Origin of the sequence: Achromobacter pestifer, from assembly GCF_013267355.1 — a bacterium.
Lineage (GTDB): Bacteria > Pseudomonadota > Gammaproteobacteria > Burkholderiales > Burkholderiaceae_B > Achromobacter > Achromobacter pestifer_A.
On the sequence record NZ_CP053985.1, the window covers coordinates 4,592,644 to 4,615,619 of the forward strand.

A 22,976-nucleotide genomic window follows, 5' to 3' on the forward strand; every position below is an offset into this window, starting at 1 on the left:
TCATCAGCCTACGACGTTGACCAGTTTGCCCGGAACCACGATGACGCGCTTGGGCGGACGGCCTTCCAGGAAGCGGGCGACTTCTTCCTGGGATGCCGCGAGCTTTTCGATGTCTTCCTTGGCGGCCTTGGCGGCCACGCGGATCGAGCCGCGCAGCTTGCCGTTGACCTGGAGCATCAGCTCGATCTCGTCGGCGACCAGCGCCGCTTCGTCCACGTGCGGCCAGGGCGCGTCGAGCAGGTCGCCCAGCTCGTGGGCGTAGCCCAGGTCGCGCCACAAGTGCCAGGTGATGTGCGGCACCACGGGGTACAGCACGCGCAGCAGCACGCCCAGCGTTTCGGCGTAGGCGGCGTCCGCGGCCGCGCCTTCGGGCAGCTTGGCGTCGTCGATGGCGTTGAGCATCTTCATGCACGCGGACACGACAGTGTTGTACTGGATGCGCTGGTAGTCGTAGTCGGCTTGCTTGAGCAGGCCGTAGACTTCGCGGCGCAGGTCCTTGACCGGGGCCGGCGCCTGGGCCCAGTCGGCGCCGTTGGCCAGGCCGCGCGCGATGGCTTCGCGCTGGCCGTAGCTGATGGACCAGAGGCGGCGCAGGAAGCGGTTGGAGCCCTCGACGCCGGAGTCGGACCATTCGAGGGTCTGTTCCGGCGGGCTGGCGAACATGACGAACAGGCGGGCCGTGTCGGCGCCCAGCGTGTCGATCAGCGATTGCGGGTCGACGCCGTTGTTCTTGGACTTGGACATCGTGCCCACGCCGCCGTAGGTGATGGCCGAGCCGTCCGACTTCAGCTTGGCGCCGACGATGGCGCCGCGGTCGTCGTAGACGTTTTCGACGTCTTCCGGCCAGAAGTACTCGATGCCGCCCTGAGGCGTCTTGCGCGAGTAGATATGATTCAGCACCATGCCCTGGCACAGCAGCTTGGTGAAGGGCTCGTCGAAGTTGAGCAAGCCCATGTCGCGCATGACCTTGGTCCAGAAGCGGGCGTACAGCAGGTGGAGCACCGCGTGTTCGATGCCGCCGATGTACTGGTCCATCGGCATCCAGTAGTCATTGCGCGGGTCGACCATGGCCTGGTCGTTGCCCGGCGAGGTGTAGCGCATGAAATACCAGGACGAGTCCACGAAGGTGTCCATCGTGTCCGTTTCACGGCGCGCCGGCTTGCCGCAGTTGGGGCAGGCGCAGGACAGGAAGGCCTCGTTCTTGGCCAGGGGGTTGCCGCTGCCGTCCGGGATGAGGTCGTCGGGCAGGACCACCGGCAGGTCTTTTTCCGGAACCGGGACCGGGCCGCAATCCGCGCAGTGGATGATGGGGATGGGGGTGCCCCAATAGCGCTGGCGCGAGATGCCCCAGTCGCGCAGGCGCCAGGTGGTCTGCTTTTCGCCCAGGCCTTGCGCGCCCAGGTCGACGGCGATGGCGTCGACCGCTTCCTTGTGCGAGAGGCCGTCGTACTTGCCTGAATTGATGGTGCGGCCGGCCTGCTTGTCGCCGTACCACTCCTGCCAGGCGTTGGTGGAGTATTCCTTGCCGGCCACGTCCACGACCTGGACGATGGGCAGGTCGTATTTCTTGGCGAAGGCGAAATCGCGTTCGTCATGCGCCGGCACGCCCATGACGGCGCCGTCGCCGTAGGTCATGAGCACGTAGTTGCCGACCCAGACCTCGACTTCGGCGCCCGTGACCGGGTGCGTGACGTAGAGGCCCGTGGGCATGCCTTCCTTTTCGCGCGTGGCCATTTCGGCCTCGGTCGTGCCGCCCAGCTTGCATTGCTCGATGAACGCGGCCAGCTGCGGATTGGACAAGGCGGCCTGCGTGGCCACGGGGTGTTCCGGCGCCACGGCGCAGAAGGTCACGCCCATGATGGTATCGGCGCGGGTGGTGAAGACGTACAGCTTGCCGTCCTGGATCAGCTGGCCATTCTGGCCGGCGATCTGGTGCGGGAAGGCGAAGCGCAGGCCCTCGGACTTGCCGATCCAGTTTTCCTGCATCAGGCGCACGCGCTCGGGCCAGCCGGGCAGGTCGTTCTGGACGGCGCCCAGCAGCTCGTCGGCGTAATCGGTGATGCGCAGGTAGTAGCCGGGGATCTCGCGCTTTTCGACCAGCGCGCCCGAGCGCCAGCCGCGGCCGTCGATGACCTGCTCATTGGCCAGCACGGTCTGGTCCACCGGATCCCAGTTGACGACCTGGGTCTTGCGGTAGGCGACGCCCTTTTCCAGCATCTTGAGGAACAGCCACTGGTTCCACTTGTAGTACTGGGGATCGCAGGCGCACATTTCGCGCGACCAGTCGATTGCCAGCCCCATCGCCTTCATCTGCTTCTTCATGTAGGCGATGTTGTCGTACGTCCACTTCGCCGGCGGCACCTTGGACTTGATGGCGGCGTTTTCCGCCGGCATGCCGAAGGCGTCCCAGCCCATGGGCATCAGGACGTTGTAGCCACGCATGCGCAGCTGGCGCGCCATCATGTCGTTGATGGTGTAGTTGCGCACGTGACCCATGTGCAGCTTGCCGCTGGGGTAGGGCAGCATGGAGCAGGCGTAGAACTTCGGCTTTTCGGAGCCGTCGGCGTTCTTGGCGTGTTCGTGGACCAGGTAGACGTCGCGGGCCTGCCAGTCTTGGTGGGCGGCTGCTTCGACGGTAGTGGGGAGGTAACGTTCCTGCATGGGCTCGTGCACGGTGGCAAAAAAAGGGTGAGCCGCCTCGCCGCGCGGGCGCGGAGGCGGTCAAAACCCCTGATTATAGGAGGTGCTAGGCGCGGGCAGGGGTCGGAGCCGTTTCCGGGATGCGCGCGCTAGGCGCGAGGGTGCCATAAATCAGCGTAATCACCCCGAGGACGGCGCCCGCCGTGACCACGCCGGGCCAGCCAAAATGGGCGTACAGCCAGGACGATACCAGTGAACCGGATGCTCCGCCGATGAAGTAGCTGGTCATGTAGCCCGCCGTCAGCCGGCTGCGCGCCTCGGGGCGCAGGCGGTAGAGGGAGCTGGTATTGGTGACATGTACGCCCTGGATCGCCAGGTCCTGCACCAGGATGCCGGCCAGCAGGGCCAGCACCGACGCCTGGCCGAACGCCATCAGCCCCCAGGAACCCAGCAGCAACAACAGCCCGACGCGGGTGGCCAGGTTGCCCAAGCCCCGGTCGGCCATGCGGCCGAAACGGTTGGCGGCGTAGGCGCCGGCAGCGCCAGCCAGGCCGAACAGGCCGATGGCGGTGTTGCTGTATTGATAGGGCGGGCTGGACAGCAGGAAGGTCAGGGGCGTCCACAGCATGCTGAAGGCCGCGAACAGCAGCCCGCCCAGCAGCGAACGGGCGCGGAACAGCGGTTCCTCGACGAACATGCGCAGGATCGAGCCCAGGAGGCGCGGATAGCTCAGCCCGGCGGGGCTCTGGTGGCGCGGCAGCAGGCGCCACAGGGCGGCGGACATGATCAGCATCAGGATGGCCGCCACCCAGTACACCGTGCGCCAGCTGCCCACGTCGGCCAGCGCGCCCGCGACGGTGCGGGCCAGCAGGATGCCCAGCAGCAGCCCGCTCATGACCGTGCCTACCGCCTTGCCCCGTTCGTGGGGCGCGGCCAGCGTCGCGGCGTAGGGCACCAGGATCTGCGCCACCACGGACAGCATGCCGGTCAGCGCGGTGCCCAGGATCAGCACGGTGATGTTGGGGGCGAAGGCGGAAATCAGCAGACCGCCCGAGGACAGCAGGCTCATCAGCACGATCAGGCCGCGGCGCTCGAACATGTCGCCCAGCGGCACCAGCAGCATCAAGCCCAACGCGTAGCTCAGTTGCGCGGTGGTGACGATGCTGCCCGCCGTGGCGGTGGACAGCGAGAATTGCTCGCTGATCGTGTGCAGCAGCGGTTGCGCATAGTAGTTGCTGGCGACCGCGAGGCCGGTGGCCACCGACATCAGCAGGATGATGGGCGCGGTCAGCGCGGGCGTCTGGGAGGACTGGGTAGCGGAAGTCATGGATCTGGATCGGGGAAGGGCGGCTGCGGGTAAGGCTCTGGGTGGCGGGCTCAGGTGCCGATGCCGCCAGGGGTTTCCTGGTCCTGTTTGATCAGCAGCCTCTTGAGGAGACCGGCCAATTGCTTGCGTTCGCTGGCGGACAGCGGCTCCAGCAACTCGTTGAGGTCTTTGAGGTAGTCCTTCAGCACCAGCTTGATGACGCGCAGGCCTTCGCTGGTGAGAGAAACGATGACGCCGCGCCGGTCTTCCGGATTGGGGCTGCGCGTGAGCAAGCCGGCCTGCTCCAGGCGATCGAGCCGGTTGGTCATCGCGCCGGAGGTCAGCAGCAGGGCCTCCACCAGTTTCTGCGGATTCAGCGCGTAAGGCGCGCCGCTGCGGTACAGCGTGGCCAGCACGTCGAATTCGCCCTGGTGCAGGTCGTAGCGGCGAAAGCTGCGGTTCACATTGCGGGCGGCCAGCGCGTTCAGGCGGAACACGCGGGTGACGACGGACATGGCGGCGAAGTCCTGGGCGGGACATTCGCGGGTCCATTGCGAGATCACCAGATCGACGAGGTCATTCATGGCTATACGGTATTTATTTTTACGTGAAGTATCTTAACATGAAGATAAATTGAGAAGGCCGGCCCATGCGCCGCACGCGCCGGCCGCCGCAAAAAAAGAAGGGCCCGCCTCTTGCGAGGCGGGCCCTTCCGGCTTGACCGGAACTACGCGCGAATTACTGCGCGGCGTCCTTCAGCTTCTTGAGCGGGCGAACCTTCACCTTGACCGAAGCCGGCTTGGCGGGGAACCAGCGCTCTTCACCGGTGAACGGATCCTTGCCGAAGCGCTTGGCCTTGGCGGGAACCTTCTGCACGGCAACCTTGAACAGGCCGGGCAGCGTGAATTCGCCGACGCCCTTCTTGTCCACGGAGCTCAGCACCGAGGTTTCCAGGCTGGTCAGGACGGCCTTGACCGACTTGGCTTCAACGCCGGATTGCTCAACGATGTAGGCGATGAGCTGGGTCTTGTTCAGAGCAGCCTTGATGGCCTTGGGGGCAGCAGCGACCTTCTTGGCGGCGACGACCTTCTTGACAGCCGGCTTGGCAGCGGGCTTCACAGCGGGTTTGGCAGCAGTTGCCTTCTTTGCGGGCGCCTTGGCGGCGGGCTTGGTGACTTTCTTGGCAGGAGCTTTTGCTTTCGTGGCCATGGTCAAAATCCGTATGTTGAGGTCATGGAGCAGCGCGCGCGCCGGATATCGGCGTTTAACGCTACGCGGCCGATGATAGCGGAAGAGTGACGTTTAATGCGGTTTTCTAGCGGGTTTTTGGCCCTTGTTTGTTGTTTTCGACACAGAAAGTGCTTTGTAGAAGGGCTCCAGCAAGATGTAGTGACATCCATCGCGCAATTTTTCAGATCTCGCCGGCACTGAACCAACTGCGCCGCGCGTGTTCCAATTGCGTGCCCTGCGCGAGATCCGCGCGGGAAAAACCAAGCATGGAAGTGAAGCAAGCCCTATGTTGATGAAGAAGTTGGCGGCGAGCCTGATCGTCGCGGCCGCGTGCGTGTCGGGCGCCATGGCGCAGACGGTGCCGGCGCCGGCCTTGTCGGCCAAGGCCTGGCTCTTGCTGGACGAGACCAGCGGACAGGTGATCGCGTCGCACGCGGCGACGGCCCGGATCGAGCCGGCGTCCTTGACCAAGATCATGACGGCCTACGTGGTGTTCGAGGCGCTCAGCAAGAAAGAGCTGTCGGCGACGCAGCTGGTCACGGTGTCGACCCGCGCCTGGAAGGTGCCGGCGGGCAGCTCGAAGATGTTCCTGGAGCCGGGCTCCAAGGTGTCGGTGGACGATCTGTTGCGCGGCTTGATGATCCAGTCGGGTAACGACGCGGCCATTGCGCTGGCCGAGGCGGTATCGGGCAGCGTCGAGGCCTTCGTGGCGCGGATGAACGACACCGCCGCCAGGCTCGGCCTGCATGCCACGCATTTCGCCAGCCCGCACGGCCTGCCGGATCCGGGGACTTACTCCACCGCCAGCGACCTGTCGGTGCTGGCCACGCGCTACATCCGCGACTATCCCCAGCTCTACAAGACCTACGATTCGGCCAAGCAGTTCACCTACAACAAGATCACGCAGCCGAACCGCAACCGCCTGCTCTGGCTGGATCCCACCGTGGACGGCCTGAAAACCGGGCACACCGAATCGGCCGGCTACTGCATCGTCGCCACCGCGCAGCGCCCCAATGGCGCTGACCCGCGCCGCCTGATCACGGTGGTGGTGGGCACGGCGTCGGACAAGCTGCGCACGCAGGAAAGCCGCGAGTTGCTGGAGTGGGGCTTTCAGGGGTTCAATACCATCAAGTTGTACGCGCGCGGCCAGGCCGTCGCCACGCCCGAGGTCTGGAAGGGCGAGCACGACAGCCTGAAGGCAGGATTCACGCGCGACGCGTACGTGACGGTGCCCGCGGGCGCCAAGGTCGAGCCGGTCTGGACGCCGCAGGATCCGCTGATCGCGCCGATCGCGGCCCAGTCCCCGGTGGGCGCCGTGCGCGTGCTGGTGGACGGCAAGCCCGCCTTGCAGTTTCCCGTGGTGGCGCTGGAGCCGGTGGCCGAGGCGGGATTCGCGGGGCGTGCGTGGGATTCCATCCGCTTGTGGTGGCGCGGCCACGCCGGATAACGGAGGTGTGCAATGGCGGTGAGCTTTCCTGGAGGTCCGGCCCCCGCGCCGGGAGCCGATGATCCCCTGGCCCTGCTGTCGGCCTGCCACGGCCGCATTTCCCGCCAGTGCGCCACGCTGGGACGCCTGGCCGGGCACTTGCCGGTGCACGGCAGCGATGCGGCGGCCCAGACCGCTGCGGCCAGCGTCCTGCGTTATTTCGATACCGCGGCCGCGCATCACCACGAGGACGAGGAAGAGGACCTCTTTCCCGCCCTGATCGAGTCCATGGCCGGATCCGACGCCGTCTGTCTGCATGCGCTGGTGGACGGCCTGGTGGCCGAGCACCGGCAACTGGCGCTGCGTTGGGAGCCCTTGCGCCAGACGCTTGCCGAGATCGCGGCGGGCCGGCAGGCCGAACTGCCCGCGGGTCAGATCCAGGAATTCACCGAGGCCTACGCCGCGCATATCCAGCGCGAAGAGAGCGAGCTGCTGCCGATGGCGGCGCGGCTGATTTCGGACGATGCGCTGGCCGCGATCGGGCAGGCCATGAAGGCGCGGCGCGGCGGCGAGGCTGGCTGAGGTTTCGGGCAAGGCCGGGATTGGCGCTACGATGGCCACAGCCGGCGCGCGGCGCGCCGGGTCTGTCACCCACGTTCCCGCCATGAACAGAAACGCCCGTTTCCGCCAGAAATTGCAGGATTCCGCCTTGATGCACGCCATGTCGGCGCACAACCCGTTATCCGCCAGACTGGCGGCCGACGCCGGTTTCGACGCAGTCTGGGGCAGCGGCTTCGAGTTGTCGGCCAGCTACGCGGTGCCTGACGCCAACATACTCTCGCCCTCGCAGCACCTGGACATGATGCGGGCGATCGCCGCCGCGGTGGACGTGCCCGTCATCGCCGATATCGACACCGGATTCGGCAACGCGATCAATGTCTCGTACATGGTGCCGCAGTACGAAGCCGCGGGCGTGTCGGCGGTGGTGATGGAGGACAAGACCTTTCCCAAGGACACCAGCCTGCGCGCGTCCGGCAGGCAGGAGCTGGTGCGGGTCGAGGAGTTCCAGGGCAAGATCGAGGCGGCCTGCGGCGCGCGCCGCGATGCGGATTTCTGCGTGATCGCCCGGACCGAGGCCCTGATCGCGGGCGCCGGCGAGCAGGAGGCGCTGGCCCGCGCCCGCGCCTATGAAGCCGCGGGCGCGGACGCCATCCTGATCCATTCCAAACAGAGTACGCCCGACGAGATCCTGTCGTTCGTGGCCGCATGGCAAGGCCGCGCGCCGCTGGTGCTGGTACCCACCGCCTATCCCCAATTGCGCGAATCCGACATCCAGGCGCTGGCCAAGGTGGGCCTGGTCATCTATGGCAACCACGCCATCCGCGCCGCGGTGGGGGCGATGCGGGACGTGTTCGCCCGCATCCGCCGCGATGGCGGCATCCACCAGGTGGACGCTGGCCTGCCGACGGTCAAGGAGATCATTGCGCTGCAGGGCGACGCCCACATGCGCGAGCTGGAGCGCCGCTACCTGAAGTAAGCGGGATGCGTTGCGCGCGGGGGGCGCTAGCGTTTACGCTAGACGACCCGCCGCGAACTTCATGCACCGCAGGCGGGCTAAATCAGAAAGCAGATGCCGAGGGACAGGAAAGAATGATGCAGGGGGGGATGAGCGTCGCGCGCCGGTTGTTCGGCTCGTGGGTGGACGAGGTCAATGCGCGGACTTTGCGCGCGGATGCGACGGCGGGCCTGCTGGGCGCGCTGCTGGTGCTGCCGCAGGGCGTGGCGTTCGCCATGCTGGCGGGCCTGCCGCCCGAGTACGGCCTGTATTCGGCCATCGTGCCCTGTATCGTCGCGGCGCTCTTCGGATCCAGCCGCCACGTCATGTCCGGCCCGACCAACGCCAACTCGCTGGCGCTGTATGCGGTGTTGACGCCGCTGGCGGTGGCCGGCAGCCAGGGCTACATCCAGTTGGCGCTGGCCGTGACCGTGCTGGTCGGGCTGATGCAATGGCTGGTGGGCACGCTGAAGCTGGGCTCGCTGGCGCATTTCATTTCGCCTTCGGCGCTGTTCGGCTTCACCAGCGGCGCGGCCCTGCTGATCGCCGTGCATGCGCTGAAGGATGCCCTGGGCATGCCGGCGCCGGACGTGCACGGCGCGGGCGCCTTGCTGGCAAGCCTGGTCACGAATATCGGGCAGGTGCATTGGGGCGCATTGTTGGTGACGCTGACGACCCTGGCCGTGGCCTTGCTGGTTCGGCGGCTCGACAAGCGCAAGCCCTACATGCTGGCAGGATTGGCGGCGGGGGCGCTGGCGGCCGCGGCCTTCAACGCGCTGACCGACGGCGCGCCGGTGTCCGTGCTGGGTTCGCTGGCCCAGCCCTGGCCGCCATTCCATATCCCCAGCGTCGACTGGCGTGCCTTGCCCGAGCTGCTGAGCGTGGCTTTTGCGTTGACCATTGTGGCGCTGGCGCAGTCCATTTCCATCGCCAAGGCCGTGGCCACGCGTTCGGGCCAACGCATCGACGCCAACCGCGAGTTCGTGGGGCAGGGGCTGTCCAACATCGTGGGCGGTTTTTTCTCCTGCTACCTGTCCTGCGGGTCGCTCAACCGTTCGATTCCCAACTACGAGGCCGGCGCCAAGACGCCGCTGGCTTCCGTGTTCTCGGCCCTGCTGCTGGTGGCGTTGGTAGCTTTGTCGGCGCCTCTTTTGGCCATGATTCCGCACGCCGCGATTTCCGGGCTGCTGTTGCTGGTGGCCTGGAACCTGTTCGACATTCCGCGCTGGCGGCTGCTTGTCCGCACCCAGCGCGGCGAAGCCGTCATCGCCGCCGCGACCCTGGCCGCTACCATCACCATACGCATGGAAGTGGCGATCCTGCTGGGCACGGTGTTGTCGCTGATGGTCTATCTGCACCGCACTTCGCGGCCCGCGATGCGCGCCATGGGCTTCGATTCACGCGGCTTGGAGCGGCGCTTCGTGGTGCTGGAGCACGCGCGGGACGCCTTGCCTGAGTGCCCGCAGTTGAAGCTGCTGCGCATGGAAGGCTCGGTCTATTTCGGCGCTGCCACGCACGTGGCGCAGCGCTTGCACGAATTGCGCGCGGCGCCCGGCGCGCCGCGCCATCTGCTGGTCATGGCCAAGAGCATGAACTTCATCGACATGGCGGGCGCGCAGGTCTGGGAAGACGAGCTTGCCGCCAGGCGGGCCATGGGCGGCGATCTGTACTTCCACCGCCCACGGCCGGAAGTGCTGGACATGTGGCGCCGTACGGGCTTCCTGCAGCGCCTGGGCGAAGACCATGTCTTTCCCGACAAGGCCACCGCGCTGCATACGATCTACGCCAAGCTGGACCGTGGCATCTGCGAGGGATGCCAGGCCAAGATCTTCTGGGAATGCCGGCCCAACGGGCTGAGGGACGACTGAGGCCCTGTGCGCGGCGGGCTCAGGCCGGCTGCGGCGCTTCCGTGCCCAGATAGGCCGCGCGGACCCGCTCGTCGGCCGCGATCGTTGCGGGTACGCCCTCGGCCAGCAGGCTGCCGCGCACCAGCACCGCGATGCGGTCGGCGTGCTTGAACACCACATCCAGGCTGTGCTCGGTGAACAGGACCGCGATGCGCTGGGTGTCCGCCAGCGTGCGCGTCAGGCGCATCAGCGCGTGGCGTTCGTTGGTGGCCATGCCCGCCGTGGGCTCGTCCATCAGCAGCAGGCGCGGCTGGTGCGCCAGCGCCATGGCCAGCTCGACCCGCTTGACGTCGCCATAGGCCAGGGTGCCGCAATGCTCCTGCGCCTTGTCCGCCATCTGCACCTGCGACAACAGCGACATGGCTTCCTCGGCCGCGTGCCGGCTGGCCCGGCGCCACGGGTTCAGCAGCAGCCGGTCGCGCGACAGCAGCGCCGTCTGCACGTTCTCGCGCACCGTCATGGAGCGGAAGGTGGCCGCGGTCTGGAAGGTGCGTCCCACGCCCAGGCGGCAGATCTTGCCGGCCGACAGGCCCACCAGTTCGCGGCCGTCCAGCAGGACGGAGCCCGAGTCGGGGCGCAATTGGCCGCCCAAAGCGTTGAAGCAGGTGGACTTGCCCGCGCCGTTGGGGCCGATCAGCGCCAGCATCCGGCCCGCTTCCAGTGTGAAGGACACGCCGGCCAGCGCGTCGATGCCGCCGAACGATTTGCGCAGCTCGCGGACTTGCAGCAGGGGATGCATGCTCATGCGCGGCTCCTGTTCCAGCGCGCGGCAAGGCGCGCGGCGGCGCCGGCCAGGCCCTCGGGAAAGGCCATGACCAGGGCCAGGATGGCCAGCCCCAGCACCGCATGCCAGTATTCGGTGCTGCGCGCGGCGGTGTCCTGCAGCCAGGTGTAGGACGCCGCGCCCACCAGCGGGCCGGCCAACGTCTGCAGGCCGCCCAGCAGTACCATGACCAGCCCGTCCACGGACCGGCTTACCGCCAGCGTGTCGGGTGCGATGCTGCCCTTGGAGAACGCATAGAGCGAGCCCGCAAGTCCTGCGGCGAAAGACGCCGCCACGAAGCCGGCCCATTGCACGCGCCGGGAGTCCATGCCTAGCGCCTCGGCCCGCAAGGACGAGTCGCGCACGCCGCGCAGCGCATAGCCCAGCGGCGAGAACGCCAGGCGGCGCAGCCAGGCGATGCCGGCCACGCAAAGCGCCAGCGTCAGGTAATAGAACCAGGGGCCCTGGGTGAGCCAGGCCGACGGCCATAGCCCGATCAGGCCGTTGCTGCCACCGGTAACGTCGTCCCACTGGTAGGCCAGCGCCCAGAGAATCTGCGCCACCGCCAGGGTCAGCATGGCCAGGTACACGCCGGACAGCCGCACGCAGAACCAGCCGAACAGCAGGGCGCCGAGCGCCGCGGCGAAGGGGCCCAGCAATAGCGCCGCTTCCATCGGCACGGCGGCCAGTTTCAGGAGCAGCGCGGCGCCGTAGGCGCCCAGGCCGAACCAGGCGGCGTGGCCGAACGAGGTCATGCCGGCCAGCCCGGTGAGGAAATGCAGGCTGGCGGCAAACAGCGCGGCGATGAGGATTTCGGTCAGCAGGATGCCCAGATAGGGGCTGTGCGCGGCCGCCACGGGCGCCAGTACCAAGAGCGCCAGCAGCGCGCCATAGGCCAGCCGCAGGCCGCGGCCGGCGGGGGCGATGGGGCGTTCCGGCGCGGCGGCGTGGGATGCCGGCTCGGGCGGCTTGCCCAGCAGGCCCCAGGGCCGCACGACCAGCACCACGGCCATCACGGCGAATTCGGCCAGCAGGGTGAGCTTGGACAGGTTGAAGAGCCAGGGACCGATCTGCACCTGCCCCAGGAACACGAACAGCGCCTTGACGGAGCAGATCAGCAAGGCGGCAAGGAAGGCGCCGGGAATCGAGCCCAGGCCGCCCACCACCACCACCACGAAGGCGCTGGCGATGATTTCCAGGTCCAGGCCGAGCGTGGCGGGCACGCGCGGCGCCGCCAGCGCGCCACCCAGGCCGGCCAGGAACGCGCCCAAGGTGAATGCCGAGGTGAACAGCCAGGCCTGGTTCACGCCCAGCGCGGCCAGCATCTTGCGATTTTCGGCCGCGGCCCGCAGCAGCCGGCCCCAGCGGGTGCGCATCAGCAGCAGCCACAGCAGGCCTAGCACCACGGGGCCGGCGGCGATCAGCAGCAGGTCGTATTCGGGGTAGCGGCGCTCCAGGATCAGCACGGCGCCGGACAGGCCGGGCGCACGCGCCGCGAACAGGTCTTCCGGCCCCCAGATGGCCAGCGCGGCGTCGCCGATGATGAGTACCAGCGCAAAGGTGGCCAGCAGCTGGAACAGTTCGGGCGCCTGGTACAGGCGCCTGAGCACCAGCCATTCGGCGGCCGCGCCGATGAGGCCCGTGGCCAGCGCCGCCAGCAGCAGTCCGGCCCAATAGCCCGCGCCGTCGCCGAAGTAGCCGGTGAAGGTCCAGGCCAGGTAGATGCCCAGCATGTAGAACGAGCCGTGCGCGAAGTTCACCACGCGGGTGACGCCGAAGATCAGCGACAGGCCGGCGGCGACCAGGAACAGCGCGCTGGCATCGGCCAGCCCGTTGAGCAGCTGCAGCAGCAGCCCGGACAGGCTCATCAGTGCGCCGGACGCATCTTGCGCACTTGCTCGTCAGGCGGCTGCAGGCGGGCGCCGTCGATGTAGGCGAAGTCCTTCATGATGCCCTTGCCGTCTTCCACCGCGGTCACGCCCACGTACACGCCCATGGTCGACTGGTGGTCGATCTTGCGGTACTGGATGGGGCCGTATGGCGTGTCCACCTTCAGGCCGGCAAACGCGTCGACCAGCTTTTCGGTGTCCACCTCGCCCGCCGCCTTCAGGCCCTGGGCGATCGACATGAGGGACGCGTAGCCCACGACCGAGCCGACCTTGGGCGTTTCGTTGTAGCGCTTCTTGTAGGCTTCGACGAAGGCGGTATTGGCCGGGGTGTCGATGGCGTACCAGGGGTAGCCGGTGACGATCCAGCCCGTGGGCGTGTCGGCGCCCAGCGGCTCCAGGTACTCGGGTTCGCCGGACAGCACCGACACCACGGCGCGGTTTTCGAACAGGCCGCGGGTATTGCCTTCGCGCACGAAGCGCGTCAGGTCGGCGGCGAACAGCACGTTGAAGATCGCGTCCGGCTTGGCGTCCGCCAGGGCCTGCACCACGGCGCCGGCGTCCACCTTGCCCAGCGGCACGGCCTGCTCGGCGACGAATTCCACGTCGGACTGGAACGAGGTCATCATGGCCTTGAAGGTGGCCACGGCGGACTGCCCGTATTCGTAGTTGGGGTAGACAATGGCCCAGCGCTTCTTGCGCAAGGCCAGCGCCTTGGGGGCCAGCGCCGCCACGTGCATCCAGGTGGACGGGCGCAGGCGGTAGGTATAGCGGTTGCCGTCCTGCCAGGTGATCTTGTCGGTGAGAGGTTCGGCGGCCAGGAAGAACACTTGTTGCTGCTTGGCGAAATCCGTCAGCGCCAGGCCGGTGTTGGACAGGAAGCCGCCGAACAGCAGCTCGACCTTTTCGCGTGCCAGCAACTCCTGGGCCGCGCGCACCGAATCGCCGGGGTTGCCGTTGTCGTCGCGCGAGATCACTTCCAGTTTCCTGCCCAGCACGCCGCCGCCGGCGTTGACCTCTTCCAGCGCCAGCTGCCAGCCCTTTTTATAGGGGCCAAGGAAGGCGGGAATCGCTTTGTAGCTGTTGATCTCGCCGATGCGGATGGGCGGCTCCTTGTCCTTGGCCGATGCGGCGGGAGTCAGCGCCAGGGCCAGGAGTGCCGGCGCCACGGCGCGGCGCAACAGAGTAAGGCAGGGACGGAACATGGCAGGTATCGCGTGGAGAGGGAATCTGGCGCCAGCAGGCGCGGCGGATTACAGCGGCCCAATTGGAACATGGGCCTTCGCCCCGGGGCAATAGACACGCGCCTGACGCCGCGCCCGCCCGGAAACGAAAAAAAGCCCTGCGATGCAGGGCCTTTTCGTCTTGCGGGAAAACCGGCTGAATTACTTCAGCTTGGTTTCCTTGTAGTCAACGTGCTTGCGAGCGACCGGATCAAATTTCTTGATCAGCATCTTCTCGGGCATGTTGCGCTTGTTCTTGGTGGTCGTGTAGAAATGACCCGTGCCGGCAGTCGACTCGAGCTTGATCTTTTCGCGGATACCTTTGGCCATGTCGTGCTCCTAGTATGTAGATTGGCGGGGAGGCCGATTAAGCCAGTTCGCCGCGGGCACGCATGTCGGCCAGCACGGCGTCGATGCCGTTCTTGTCGATCGTGCGGATGGCCTTGGCCGAAACACGCAGGCGGACCCAGCGGTTTTCGCTTTCAACCCAGAACCGGCGCGATTGCAGGTTGGGCAGGAAGCGACGCTTGGTCTTGTTGTTCGCGTGCGAAACATTGTTGCCCACCATCGGGCCTTTGCCGGTCACTTGGCATACGCGTGCCATGGATGCACCTCTTTAGGTCGTTCTTTTGTCGCGCATCGCTTGGGGGGTAGACAGGGTTTCAGCCGCCGGGCTGTACAGGCGCTTGCGCTGCCTTTGCCGGCCACCCAGTCTTAGTGGATGAGGGGGGATCGGAATGGCCTTCAAAGCCCAGTCTGGTCCGCCCCAGTGCTTATACCCGCTGCCTGCCACCCGCTGAATTCTTGGAAGAATCTCTGGGAATCCCGGAGGAAATCGCCAGACATTGCGCGGTTGGGGTCAGAGTGCTGAACTACAAAGCATAGTAGTCCGGCACGGGAAACTTCATGTGAAGACTTAAATTCTAATACGAAAAGCCTAATTAAATCAAGCAGGCAGGCTAGCTAGTGTGCGATTGCGCCACGCGGCCCGAGATCCAGGACAGGCAGGCGCAGGCCGCCAGCGTGGTCGTCAGGGGCAGGGCGCTGTCGGTCTGCCAGGCGCTGACGGCGAAACCGGCCAGCGCGCCGCAGGACAATTGCAGCGTTCCCAACAGCGCGGAAGCCGCGCCCAACCGTTTGCCCTGGTCCGCCAGCGCCAGCGCCGCCGAATTGGGGTTCACGAAGCCCTGGCTGCCCATGTAGCAGATCAGACACAGCATCAGCAGGGGCAGGGTCATCCAGCCGGCCAGCGTCAGCGCGACCGCGGCCAGGCTGGCGCAGGCCAGCGAGGTCAGGGCGCGGCGCTGTAGCTGGCGCGGCGTGTAGGTGCGCAGCAGGCGGGCGCTGATCTGCGAGCAGACGATGAGCGACAGCGCGTTGGTGCCGAACAGCAGGCCGTAGTACTGAGGGGCCACGCCGTAGAGTTCGATGAAGACGCGCGGCGAGCCGATGATGTAGGCGAACATGCCAGCCTGGCCGAAGCCGCCGGCCAGGCTGTGCGCCATGAAGCCGCGATGGGCGAACAAATCGCGGTAGTTGCGCAATATGGTCTGCCAGCGCAGCGGCACCGCGCGCTCGGGCGCCAGCGATTCCTTCATGATCAGGATGACCGCGGCCATCAGCATTGCGCCGCCCGCCAGCATGACCCAGAACAGGCTGCGCCAGGAGGTGATGGCCAGCAACTGGCCGCCGGCCAGCGGCGCGAGGATGGGGGCGAGGCCCATGATGAGCATCAGCAGCGACATGGCGCGGGCCGCTTCATGGGTTTCGTAATGGTCGCGGATGACCGCGCGCGGGATCACGATGCCGGCGGCGCCGCCCATGGCCTGCACCACGCGCCAGCCGGTCAGCGCTTCCACCGATCCGGACAGCGCGCACCCCAGGGAACCGATCATGAACAGCGTCAGGCCCGCCAGCAGAGGCGGCTTGCGGCCGTAGCGGTCGGCCATCGGGCCATAGAACACTTGCACCATCGCCAGGCCGATCAAGTAGGCGGCCAGCGTGCGTTCGACGTCGCCGCGGGATACGCCCAGGTTTGCCGCGATCGTGGGGAACGCGGGCAGGTACATGTCGATGGCGAACGGACCGATCGCGGTCAGCGCGCCCATGAGTATCAGCCAGCCGGGCAGGCTGCTGCGGAAAGACTGTGAAGGGGGCATGTCGATTGCGGTGTAGCGCAGTGGCAGGGCCCGGATGCGGTTTGTTGCATGGTTTGGGCCAAGTAAACGACTGTATCACGAGCCACCTTACAAGCAGATTGCAAGTTTTTTCCGATAAAGTCGGCGAGGTCCGTACGTATTCCAGAGGAGAAGCCGTGAATCCTTTGTTGTCTGTTGTGGAACGCAAGCTTCAGGCCCTGCCGGTCCCGGTCCAACTGGTTCTGCCCGACGGCGCCGTGCTGGGACCGCCCGAGCCCCGCGTCCGTTTCGTCACGCACGACAAAACCGCCCTGGCGCACCTGGCCGAAGGCGCGGTGGGCGTGTTGGGACAGGATTACGTGGAAGGCCGCATCGACATCGAAGGCAATATGCGTGATGTGATGGCCGCTGCCTCGGCGCTGTTGCCGGGTTCGCCGGTGGATGCGGCCCGTGGCGGCTGGCTGACCGAGTTGGTGCGCAAGGTGGTGTCCGTCTGGCGCCATTCGGTCGAGCGCGATGCCAAGCAGATCGAGTTCCACTACGACCTGTCGGACGATTTCTACGCGCTCTGGCTGGATCCGCGCCGGGTCTATTCCTGCGCCTATTACCGCGAGCCGGGCATGACGCTGGCCCAGGCCCAGGAAGCCAAGCTGGACCACATCTGCCGCAAGCTGCGCCTGCGGGCGGGCGAGCGGTTCCTGGACGTGGGCGCGGGCTGGGGCGGGCTGCTGCTGTGGGCCGCCGAGAACTACGGGGTGGACGCCACCGGCATCACGCTGTCGCGCAACCAGCATGCCTATGTCAGCAAGCTGATCCAGGAGAAGGGCTTGGCGGGCCGGGTCCGCATGGAACTGCTGGACTACCGCAACTTGGACGAATCCGCGCCCTACGACAAGATCGCGTCGGTCGGCATGTTCGAGCACGTGGGCCGCGCTCAGCTCGAAGGCTATTTCGCCAAGCTGCGCCGCCTGCTCAAGCCCGGCGGACTGATCATGAACCATGGCATCACCGCCGCCGGCGTCTACAACGCCGAGCTGGGCAACGGCATGGGCGAATTCATCGAGAAATACATCTTCCCGGGCGGCGAGCTGACCCATGTCAGCGTGGTGATGGAAACCCTGACCAACGGCGGCCTGGAAGAAGTGGACGTGGAAAACCTGCGGCCGCATTACGCGCGCACCCTGTGGGCCTGGAGCGATGCGCTGGAGGCGCGCCTGCCTGAAGCAGCGCGCATCTTGAACGGCGAACAGGGCGAGCGTTCGCTGCGCGCCTACCGGCTGTACCTGGCCGGCTGCGCCATGGGCTTCGAGCACGGCTGGATTGCGCTGCATCAGATCCTGGGCCAGCACCCGGCGACAGGCCGTGGCGACGAACTGGATAATCCGCCGGACCTCGCCTACCCCTGGCGCCGCGATTACATGTACGGCAAGAACGAGTAGCGGCCAGCTGCTGTCCACAGGATGGCCGACGCCCAACGAAATGGCGGCGGAAATCCTCCCGGAACGTGTCCGCGCACTGGCCGGCAGCGCGGTTTCCGGTTGTTTTGAGGTCGTTAAAGCGTATGGATATGAATTTATTTTTTACTGAATGTATCTACGCTTCTGAATCAAAATCTCCTAGGAAAAATCGCCGTTCCAGCCCTTGCGATTGCGGGTAATCCCGGATCGTTTTCCCCACAAATGTATCTGATTCATTCCGGAGTGGGGTTGGGTTGAGTGTCAATTTCGTTTAAGATGCTGGCTTCTTCGTTCAGTTTGTTCCATTTCTGTGGGTTTTCAAAAACTGCGTTTTTGAAGCTCCTGTCTTGCAAGACGACGCACCCTCGCGGACCGTCTTGTTGCTAGTGTCGGTTTGTATTGGCGGTTCTGCCCGTCTTCCGCACAACCCCCTTAGCTCCATGGCACCTCCGGGCCCAAGCCTGGCGTGTGTCCCTGAACCTATGGAGGCAAAAGCCAATGCGTTTTACCCCTGTCAAGACCCTGGCCGCCGCGGCTGTGTTCTTCGCCTTTGCCGGTGTGGCCCAAGCCGCCGATGCCGTCCAGTGCGAAATCAAGCGCCCGGTCAATTTCGGCGCGATGAACTGGGAATCCAACCTGGTCCTCGTTGACGTCGAACGTTTCATCATGGAAAAGGGCTACGGTTGCAAGACCGAGACCCTGCCGACCGAAACCCTGCCCGCCCTGGCCGCGCTGGAGCGTGGCGATCTGGACATCAATACCGAGATCTGGCTGAACAGCGTTGCCGATCCCTGGGACCGCGCCGAGAAGACCGGCAAGGTCAAGCGCATCGGCGATCTCTACATGGGCGCCGAGGGCTGGTACATCCCGCGCTACACGGCCGAACGCCTGCCCGAACTGAAGTCCGCGGCCGACCTGCCGAAGTTCAAGGACAAGTTCAAGGATCCGGAAGAGCCCGGCAAGGGCCGCTTCTACGGTTGCCCGGCAGGCTGGGGCTGCGAAATCACCAGCAACAACCTGTTCCACGCCCTGAAGCTGGACGACTCCTACACGCTGTACTCGCCCGGCACGGGCGCGGCGCAGAAGGCGGCCCTGATGTCGGCCTACAAACGCAAGCAGAACGTCGTTTTCTACTACTGGTCGCCCACGCCGCTGGTCGGCGCGATGGACCTGGTCAAACTCGATATGCCGCCCTACGACGCCGAAAAGCACAAGTGCCTGACGTCGTCCAAGTGCGCCAATCCCGAGCCCAGCGCCTATCCCGACAATCCCGTCTTCACGGCGGTGAACACCAAGTTCTCCGAGGAAGCCCCCAAGCTCACCGAATTCCTATCCAAGGTCTCGGTGCCGCTGCCGGTGATCAACGAAACCCTGGCCCACATGGAAGAGTCCGGCGACGAAGCCAGCGCCGTGGCCAAGTGGTTCCTGAAGAACAAGCCCGACGTCTGGACCAAGTGGGTCCCCGCCGACGTCGCCGGGCGCGTCCAAAGCGCGCTGTAACCCGCCGTGTGCCTGGCTGCGCGCCCCCGTGGCGCGCGCCGGCCCTTCATGGGGCCGGATTTCCTTGCCGGGATGGCTGTCGGCCGGGCGCATGCGCCCGGTCCGAGACACGCTGGCGCCGCCGGCCCGGCCGGTTGTTTCCAAGCAGATAGCCCCCAGGTCCCATCGCCTTGCCCAATTCCGCGGCAGACGGGGGCGCCCCGGGTGGTGAGTGCGCCAGAATGGAGTAGAAGCAATGTTTCCTGAAATTATTCCCGCCCGGCAGGTCCGGGGGGCGATCGACGGCTTTGTCGATCATCTGGTCACCAACTATGCCGACACGCTGGAGACCCTGTCCCAGCCCGTGCTGCATGCCCTGGTGTGGCTGGAGCAACTGCTGCGCAATTCGCCCTGGTGGGCGGTGGTCGCGGTCACGATCGCGATCGCCTGGGGCGTCAGCCGCCGCATCGGCCTGAGCCTGGCGATGGGCGCGCTGCTGTGCGTGATCGGCGTGCTGGGCCTGTGGGACGCCGGCATGCAGACGCTGGCGCTCATGATCATGGCGGCCGGCCTGTCGGTGGTGATCGGCATCCCGCTGGGCGTGCTGATGGCGCGGATCAACTGGCTGCGCTCCATCATGCTGCCCGTGCTGGACGTGATGCAGACCATGCCCAGCTTCGTTTACCTGATTCCCGTGGTCATGCTGTTCGGCCTGGGCAAGATCCCCGCCATCATCGCCACCGTGATCTACGCCGTGCCGCCGCTGATCCGCCTGACCGACCTGGGCATCCGCCTGGTGGACCGCGAAGTGCTGGAAGCCTCGCGCGCCTTCGGCGCCAATCCGCGCCAGCAGCTTTTCGGCGTGCAGTTGCCGCTGGCGCTGCCCAACATCATGGCCGGCATCAACCAGACCACGATGATGGCGCTGTCGATGGTGGTGATCGCCTCGATGATCGGCGCGCGCGGCCTGGGCTATGAAGTGCTGCTCGGGATCAACCGCCTGGAAGTGGGCCGCGGCCTGCTGGCGGGCTTGGGTATCGTGGTGCTGGCCGTGCTGTTCGACCGGATCACGCAATCGTATGGACAGCGCATGCGCATGGGAGGCCAGCGATGAGCAAGATCGAGGTCAAGAACATCTACAAGGTCTTCGGGCCGCATCCGAAGAAATGGCTGGAAGCCGCCCAGGGCGGCATGAGCAAGGAACAACTGCTGGCCGAGAGCGGCCACACGCTGGGCCTGCGCGACATCAGCCTGTCGATCGAAGAAGGCAGCATCTACGTCATCATGGGCCTGTCGGGTTCCGGCAAGTCCACCCTGATCCGCCACTTCAACCGCCTGATCGAGCCCAGCGCCGGCCATATCCTGGTCGATGGCGTGGACGTGGTCAGCCTGAACAAGCGTGATCTGGAGATCTTCCGCCAGAAGAAGATGAGCATGGTGTTCCAGCGCTTTGGCCTGTTCCCGCACCGCACCGTGCTGGACAACGCCGCCTACGGCCTGACCGTGCAGGGCGTGGGCCGCGCCGAACGTGAAAAGCGCGCCCGCGAATGGCTGGACCAGGTGGGCCTGTCGGGCTTCGAGAACCAGTATCCGCACCAATTGTCGGGCGGCATGCAGCAGCGTGTAGGCCTGGCCCGGGCGCTGGCCACCGATGCCGAAATCCTGCTGATGGACGAAGCCTTCTCCGCGCTGGATCCGCTGATCCGCCGCGAAATGCAGGACCAACTGCTGCAATTGCAGGCCAAGCTCAACAAGACCATCGTCTTCATCACGCATGACCTGGACGAGGCCCTGCGCCTGGGCAACCGCATCGCCATCCTCAAGGACGGCGAACTGGTGCAGGAAGGCACGCCGGAAGACATCCTGCTGAATCCGGCCAACGACTATGTGCAGTCGTTCCTGCAGGACGTGAACCGCACCAAGGTGCTCAACGCCACGCACGCCGTGAATCCGGCGCGCCTGACATTGACCATGCGTTCGCGTCCCGCCCATGCCATGGACCGCATGCGCGCCCTGAGCTACGAGTACGCACCGGTGCTGGACGGCAAGCGGCTGGCCGGCGTGCTGACCGCCGAGGCCGCCACGCGCGCCATCGAGGAAGGCGCGCGCGACATTTCCCGTTATGTCGAGGACCTGGCCTCCGTGCCGGCCACGGCTGGCCTGGGCGAGGTGCTGGCCCAGCTGGTGCACAGCGACCAGCCAGTCGCGGTGACCGGCGAGGACGACGAGTTCATCGGCATGCTGTCGCGCAAGAAGGTAGTGGAACTGGTGACGCCGGCCCTGGCCGAAACCGCGGCGCCGGCGGAAGCCGCCGCTGCCACCGACGCGCGGGAGCAGTCCGAGCCCGAGCGCCGCGACCAGGCGGCCTGACAGGGAGAAACCCTAATCCGGATCGGCGCCGCGCGGCCGTCTGCGCGGCCCCGATCCGGATATGATGGTCTGCCGGCCGCCTGGGCCGGTTTCTCCTTTTTCGGAACATCGGAATCCGTCATGCCTATTTTGAATGTCCAGATCATGGAAGGCCACTCGGCCGCCCAGAAGGCCGCGCTGTTGCAGGCCGCGTCCAACGCCGTCGTCGAGAGCATCGCGGCGCCGCTACCCAGCGTGCGCATCGTGCTGCAGGAAGTGGCGGCGGAACACGTGATCGTGGGCGGTGAAATCGGCCGTGCCATGGCGCGCGTCGATGTGGCGCTGATCTCGGGCCGCGACGAGGCCAAGAAGGCCGCGCTGATTGCGGCGTTGAACCAGGCGGTGTGCGCCAGCATCGGCATCTCGGGCCAGGACGTGCGCGTGCTGCTGCGCGACGTGCCCAATACCGACATGGGCGCGGCCAACGGCATCACGGCCAAGGCCAACGGCCGCTGAGCTTACTTGCCGGCTCCGCAGCCCCAGCAAAACGCCCGCGATTCGCGGGCGTTTTTGCATACGTCTTCAGCAGCCTTCAATCGAGCTTCACGTTGGCGGCCTTCACCACTTCTCCCCACCGCCCGATTTCGCTCTTGATGTAGGCGGCATATTCCTGCGGCGTGGAGCCCAGCGCCTGCGCGCCTTGCGCCTTGAGCTGTTTGCTCATCTCGGGCGATTGCAGCGCGCGGCGGATTTCGGCGTTCAGCTTGTCTATGACCGGCGCCGGCGTGCCAGCCGGCACCACCACGCCTTGCCAGGCGCCCATCTCGAATCCGGGCGCCACGGTTTCCGCCACCGTCGGCACATCGGGCAGCTGCTCGCTGCGCGCGCCGCTCGTCACCGCCAGCGCGCGCAGCTTGCCTTCGCGGATGAAGCCCAGCGAATCGTTCAGCGTATTGGTCATGAGCTGCACCTGCCCGCCGACCAGGTCCGTCATGGCCGGGGCGCTGCCGCGGTACGGGACATGCACCGCGTCGATCTCGAGCGAACGTAACAGCAACAGGGCGCCCAGGTGCGTGACGTTGCCGGCGCCGGCCGAACCATAGGACAACTTGCCGGGATGTTGGCGCGCGTACTGGACGAAGGTCTTGGTGTCCTGCGCCGGCACGGACGGATGCACCAGCAGCACCAGCGGGATCACCGCCGTGGACGACACCGGCGCGAAGTCCTTGACCGGGTCGAAGGCCAGCGACCGGTAGAGGTTGGGACTGAGCGCGATGGAGGACGTGTTGTACAGCACGGTATAGCCATCGGGCTTGGCGGCAGCCGCGTACTGCATGCCGATGTTGCCGTTGGCGCCGCCCTTGTTCTCGACCAGGACGGTCTGGCCCAGCTGCTCCGTCAGCTGTTTGGCCAGCACCCGGGCGACCAGGTCGGTCGGCCCGCCGGGCGGGAAGGGCACCACCATGGTGATGGGGCGCTCGGGCCAGGCGGCATGGGCGCTTGCGGCGCCTCCCAGCGCCAGGATGGCGAGGCAGCCCGCCAGCAGTGCTTTCTTCATTGTCAGTCTCCTTGTGCTGTTTTAGTGACGCGAACCGCGTCCAGGCGGCAGCTCCCTCT

Annotated in this window: 20 protein-coding genes; 9 read left to right on the forward strand and 11 right to left on the reverse strand. The window is 66.3% G+C overall.

Annotated elements, in window-relative coordinates; translation table 11 throughout:
• Nucleotides 1-3: 3 nt before the first annotated feature.
• From leuS to FOC84_RS21865, 4 genes are all read right to left on the reverse strand, one after another.
• Entirely contained in the window at nucleotides 4-2,661 is a 2,658-nt protein-coding gene (gene leuS, locus FOC84_RS21850) for a leucine--tRNA ligase (RefSeq protein WP_173146275.1), read from the reverse strand.
• Nucleotides 2,662-2,746: 85 nt separating this feature from the next.
• Complete coding sequence (locus FOC84_RS21855) at nucleotides 2,747-3,967, reverse strand: MFS transporter (protein ID WP_173146276.1); 1,221 nt, start codon at nucleotides 3,965-3,967, stop codon at nucleotides 2,747-2,749.
• Nucleotides 3,968-4,017: 50 nt separating this feature from the next.
• Complete coding sequence (locus FOC84_RS21860) at nucleotides 4,018-4,530, reverse strand: MarR family winged helix-turn-helix transcriptional regulator (protein ID WP_173146277.1); 513 nt, start codon at nucleotides 4,528-4,530, stop codon at nucleotides 4,018-4,020.
• 154 nt (nucleotides 4,531-4,684) lie between these two features.
• A complete protein-coding gene (locus tag FOC84_RS21865) occupies nucleotides 4,685-5,155 on the reverse strand; it encodes an HU family DNA-binding protein (protein WP_173146278.1) in 471 nt (156 codons plus the stop codon).
• Between the two features lie 307 nt (nucleotides 5,156-5,462).
• On the opposite strand from FOC84_RS21865, the gene FOC84_RS21870 reads away from it, so the two are divergent.
• The 4 genes from FOC84_RS21870 to FOC84_RS21885 all read left to right on the forward strand — a co-directional run bounded on the left by FOC84_RS21870 (nucleotide 5,463) and on the right by FOC84_RS21885 (nucleotide 10,025).
• Entirely contained in the window at nucleotides 5,463-6,623 is a 1,161-nt protein-coding gene (locus FOC84_RS21870; protein ID WP_173146279.1) for a D-alanyl-D-alanine carboxypeptidase family protein, read from the forward strand.
• A 12-nt stretch (nucleotides 6,624-6,635) separates the two neighbouring features.
• Nucleotides 6,636-7,184 (forward strand): hemerythrin domain-containing protein, encoded by a 549-nt coding sequence (locus FOC84_RS21875; protein WP_173146280.1) that lies wholly within the window; start codon nucleotides 6,636-6,638, stop codon nucleotides 7,182-7,184.
• An 82-nt stretch (nucleotides 7,185-7,266) separates the two neighbouring features.
• Nucleotides 7,267-8,139 (forward strand): phosphonopyruvate hydrolase, encoded by an 873-nt coding sequence (locus FOC84_RS21880; protein WP_173146281.1) that lies wholly within the window; start codon nucleotides 7,267-7,269, stop codon nucleotides 8,137-8,139.
• Nucleotides 8,140-8,267: 128 nt separating this feature from the next.
• The gene (locus FOC84_RS21885; protein ID WP_173146282.1) at nucleotides 8,268-10,025 is read left to right on the forward strand and encodes a SulP family inorganic anion transporter; all 1,758 of its coding nucleotides are present in this window, start codon (nucleotides 8,268-8,270) and stop codon (nucleotides 10,023-10,025) included.
• A gap of 19 nt (nucleotides 10,026-10,044) precedes the next feature.
• Here the strand turns inward: FOC84_RS21885 and FOC84_RS21890 are convergent, their stop codons facing one another.
• The 6 genes from FOC84_RS21890 to FOC84_RS21915 form a co-directional block, all read right to left on the reverse strand.
• Entirely contained in the window at nucleotides 10,045-10,809 is a 765-nt protein-coding gene (locus FOC84_RS21890; RefSeq protein ID WP_173146283.1) for an ABC transporter ATP-binding protein, read from the reverse strand.
• Entirely contained in the window at nucleotides 10,806-12,695 is a 1,890-nt protein-coding gene (locus tag FOC84_RS21895) for an ABC transporter permease (protein ID WP_173146284.1), read from the reverse strand. Before FOC84_RS21895 ends, FOC84_RS21890 begins: the two co-directional genes overlap by 4 nt.
• Entirely contained in the window at nucleotides 12,695-13,918 is a 1,224-nt protein-coding gene (locus FOC84_RS21900) for an ABC transporter substrate-binding protein (RefSeq protein WP_173146285.1), read from the reverse strand. The genes FOC84_RS21895 and FOC84_RS21900 overlap by 1 nt, the downstream gene beginning before the upstream one ends.
• Nucleotides 13,919-14,098: 180 nt before the next feature.
• Nucleotides 14,099-14,266, reverse strand: a complete 168-nt coding sequence (gene rpmG / locus FOC84_RS21905) for a 50S ribosomal protein L33 (RefSeq protein ID WP_003810296.1) — start codon at nucleotides 14,264-14,266, stop codon at nucleotides 14,099-14,101.
• Nucleotides 14,267-14,303: 37 nt separating this feature from the next.
• Nucleotides 14,304-14,540, reverse strand: a complete 237-nt coding sequence (gene rpmB / locus FOC84_RS21910) for a 50S ribosomal protein L28 (RefSeq protein ID WP_006390601.1) — start codon at nucleotides 14,538-14,540, stop codon at nucleotides 14,304-14,306.
• A gap of 355 nt (nucleotides 14,541-14,895) precedes the next feature.
• Complete coding sequence (locus FOC84_RS21915) at nucleotides 14,896-16,044, reverse strand: Bcr/CflA family multidrug efflux MFS transporter (RefSeq protein ID WP_173150325.1); 1,149 nt, start codon at nucleotides 16,042-16,044, stop codon at nucleotides 14,896-14,898.
• 206 nt (nucleotides 16,045-16,250) lie between these two features.
• On the opposite strand from FOC84_RS21915, the gene FOC84_RS21920 reads away from it, so the two are divergent.
• The 5 genes from FOC84_RS21920 to FOC84_RS21940 all read left to right on the forward strand — a co-directional run bounded on the left by FOC84_RS21920 (nucleotide 16,251) and on the right by FOC84_RS21940 (nucleotide 21,875).
• Nucleotides 16,251-17,513, forward strand: coding sequence for a class I SAM-dependent methyltransferase (locus FOC84_RS21920; protein ID WP_173146286.1), 1,263 nt, complete (start codon nucleotides 16,251-16,253; stop codon nucleotides 17,511-17,513).
• A 516-nt stretch (nucleotides 17,514-18,029) separates the two neighbouring features.
• Nucleotides 18,030-19,031 (forward strand): ABC transporter substrate-binding protein, encoded by a 1,002-nt coding sequence (locus tag FOC84_RS21925; protein WP_173146287.1) that lies wholly within the window; start codon nucleotides 18,030-18,032, stop codon nucleotides 19,029-19,031.
• A 235-nt stretch (nucleotides 19,032-19,266) separates the two neighbouring features.
• Entirely contained in the window at nucleotides 19,267-20,124 is an 858-nt protein-coding gene (locus FOC84_RS21930; protein WP_173146288.1) for an ABC transporter permease, read from the forward strand.
• The gene (locus tag FOC84_RS21935) at nucleotides 20,121-21,380 is read left to right on the forward strand and encodes a quaternary amine ABC transporter ATP-binding protein (protein ID WP_173146289.1); all 1,260 of its coding nucleotides are present in this window, start codon (nucleotides 20,121-20,123) and stop codon (nucleotides 21,378-21,380) included. The genes FOC84_RS21930 and FOC84_RS21935 overlap by 4 nt, the downstream gene beginning before the upstream one ends.
• A gap of 120 nt (nucleotides 21,381-21,500) precedes the next feature.
• On the forward strand, nucleotides 21,501-21,875 hold the full coding sequence (locus tag FOC84_RS21940) for a tautomerase family protein (RefSeq protein ID WP_173146290.1): 375 nt from the start codon (nucleotides 21,501-21,503) through the stop codon (nucleotides 21,873-21,875).
• 76 nt (nucleotides 21,876-21,951) lie between these two features.
• Here FOC84_RS21940 and FOC84_RS21945 read toward each other — a convergent pair whose 3' ends face one another.
• On the reverse strand, nucleotides 21,952-22,917 hold the full coding sequence (locus tag FOC84_RS21945; protein WP_173146291.1) for a Bug family tripartite tricarboxylate transporter substrate binding protein: 966 nt from the start codon (nucleotides 22,915-22,917) through the stop codon (nucleotides 21,952-21,954).
• Nucleotides 22,918-22,976: the final 59 nt, after the last annotated feature.

Excerpts from the sequence above, each read along its gene's own strand:
- leuS (WP_173146275.1), bottom strand. The coding sequence starts at position 2,661 with ATGCAGGAACGTTACCTCCCCACTACCGTCGAAGCAGCCGCCCACCAA.
- FOC84_RS21855 (WP_173146276.1), bottom strand. The coding sequence starts at position 3,967 with ATGACTTCCGCTACCCAGTCCTCCCAGACGCCCGCGCTGACCGCGCCC.
- FOC84_RS21860 (WP_173146277.1), bottom strand. The coding sequence starts at position 4,530 with ATGAATGACCTCGTCGATCTGGTGATCTCGCAATGGACCCGCGAATGT.
- FOC84_RS21865 (WP_173146278.1), bottom strand. The coding sequence starts at position 5,155 with ATGGCCACGAAAGCAAAAGCTCCTGCCAAGAAAGTCACCAAGCCCGCC.
- FOC84_RS21870 (WP_173146279.1), top strand. The coding sequence starts at position 5,463 with ATGTTGATGAAGAAGTTGGCGGCGAGCCTGATCGTCGCGGCCGCGTGC.
- FOC84_RS21875 (WP_173146280.1), top strand. The coding sequence starts at position 6,636 with ATGGCGGTGAGCTTTCCTGGAGGTCCGGCCCCCGCGCCGGGAGCCGAT.
- FOC84_RS21880 (WP_173146281.1), top strand. The coding sequence starts at position 7,267 with ATGAACAGAAACGCCCGTTTCCGCCAGAAATTGCAGGATTCCGCCTTG.
- FOC84_RS21885 (WP_173146282.1), top strand. The coding sequence starts at position 8,268 with ATGAGCGTCGCGCGCCGGTTGTTCGGCTCGTGGGTGGACGAGGTCAAT.
- FOC84_RS21890 (WP_173146283.1), bottom strand. The coding sequence starts at position 10,809 with ATGAGCATGCATCCCCTGCTGCAAGTCCGCGAGCTGCGCAAATCGTTC.
- FOC84_RS21895 (WP_173146284.1), bottom strand. The coding sequence starts at position 12,695 with ATGAGCCTGTCCGGGCTGCTGCTGCAGCTGCTCAACGGGCTGGCCGAT.
- FOC84_RS21900 (WP_173146285.1), bottom strand. The coding sequence starts at position 13,918 with ATGTTCCGTCCCTGCCTTACTCTGTTGCGCCGCGCCGTGGCGCCGGCA.
- rpmG (WP_003810296.1), bottom strand. The coding sequence starts at position 14,266 with ATGGCCAAAGGTATCCGCGAAAAGATCAAGCTCGAGTCGACTGCCGGC.
- rpmB (WP_006390601.1), bottom strand. The coding sequence starts at position 14,540 with ATGGCACGCGTATGCCAAGTGACCGGCAAAGGCCCGATGGTGGGCAAC.
- FOC84_RS21915 (WP_173150325.1), bottom strand. The coding sequence starts at position 16,044 with ATGGGCGCGCTGACCGCGATCGGTCCGTTCGCCATCGACATGTACCTG.
- FOC84_RS21925 (WP_173146287.1), top strand. The coding sequence starts at position 18,030 with ATGCGTTTTACCCCTGTCAAGACCCTGGCCGCCGCGGCTGTGTTCTTC.
- FOC84_RS21930 (WP_173146288.1), top strand. The coding sequence starts at position 19,267 with ATGTTTCCTGAAATTATTCCCGCCCGGCAGGTCCGGGGGGCGATCGAC.
- FOC84_RS21935 (WP_173146289.1), top strand. The coding sequence starts at position 20,121 with ATGAGCAAGATCGAGGTCAAGAACATCTACAAGGTCTTCGGGCCGCAT.
- FOC84_RS21940 (WP_173146290.1), top strand. The coding sequence starts at position 21,501 with ATGCCTATTTTGAATGTCCAGATCATGGAAGGCCACTCGGCCGCCCAG.
- FOC84_RS21945 (WP_173146291.1), bottom strand. The coding sequence starts at position 22,917 with ATGAAGAAAGCACTGCTGGCGGGCTGCCTCGCCATCCTGGCGCTGGGA.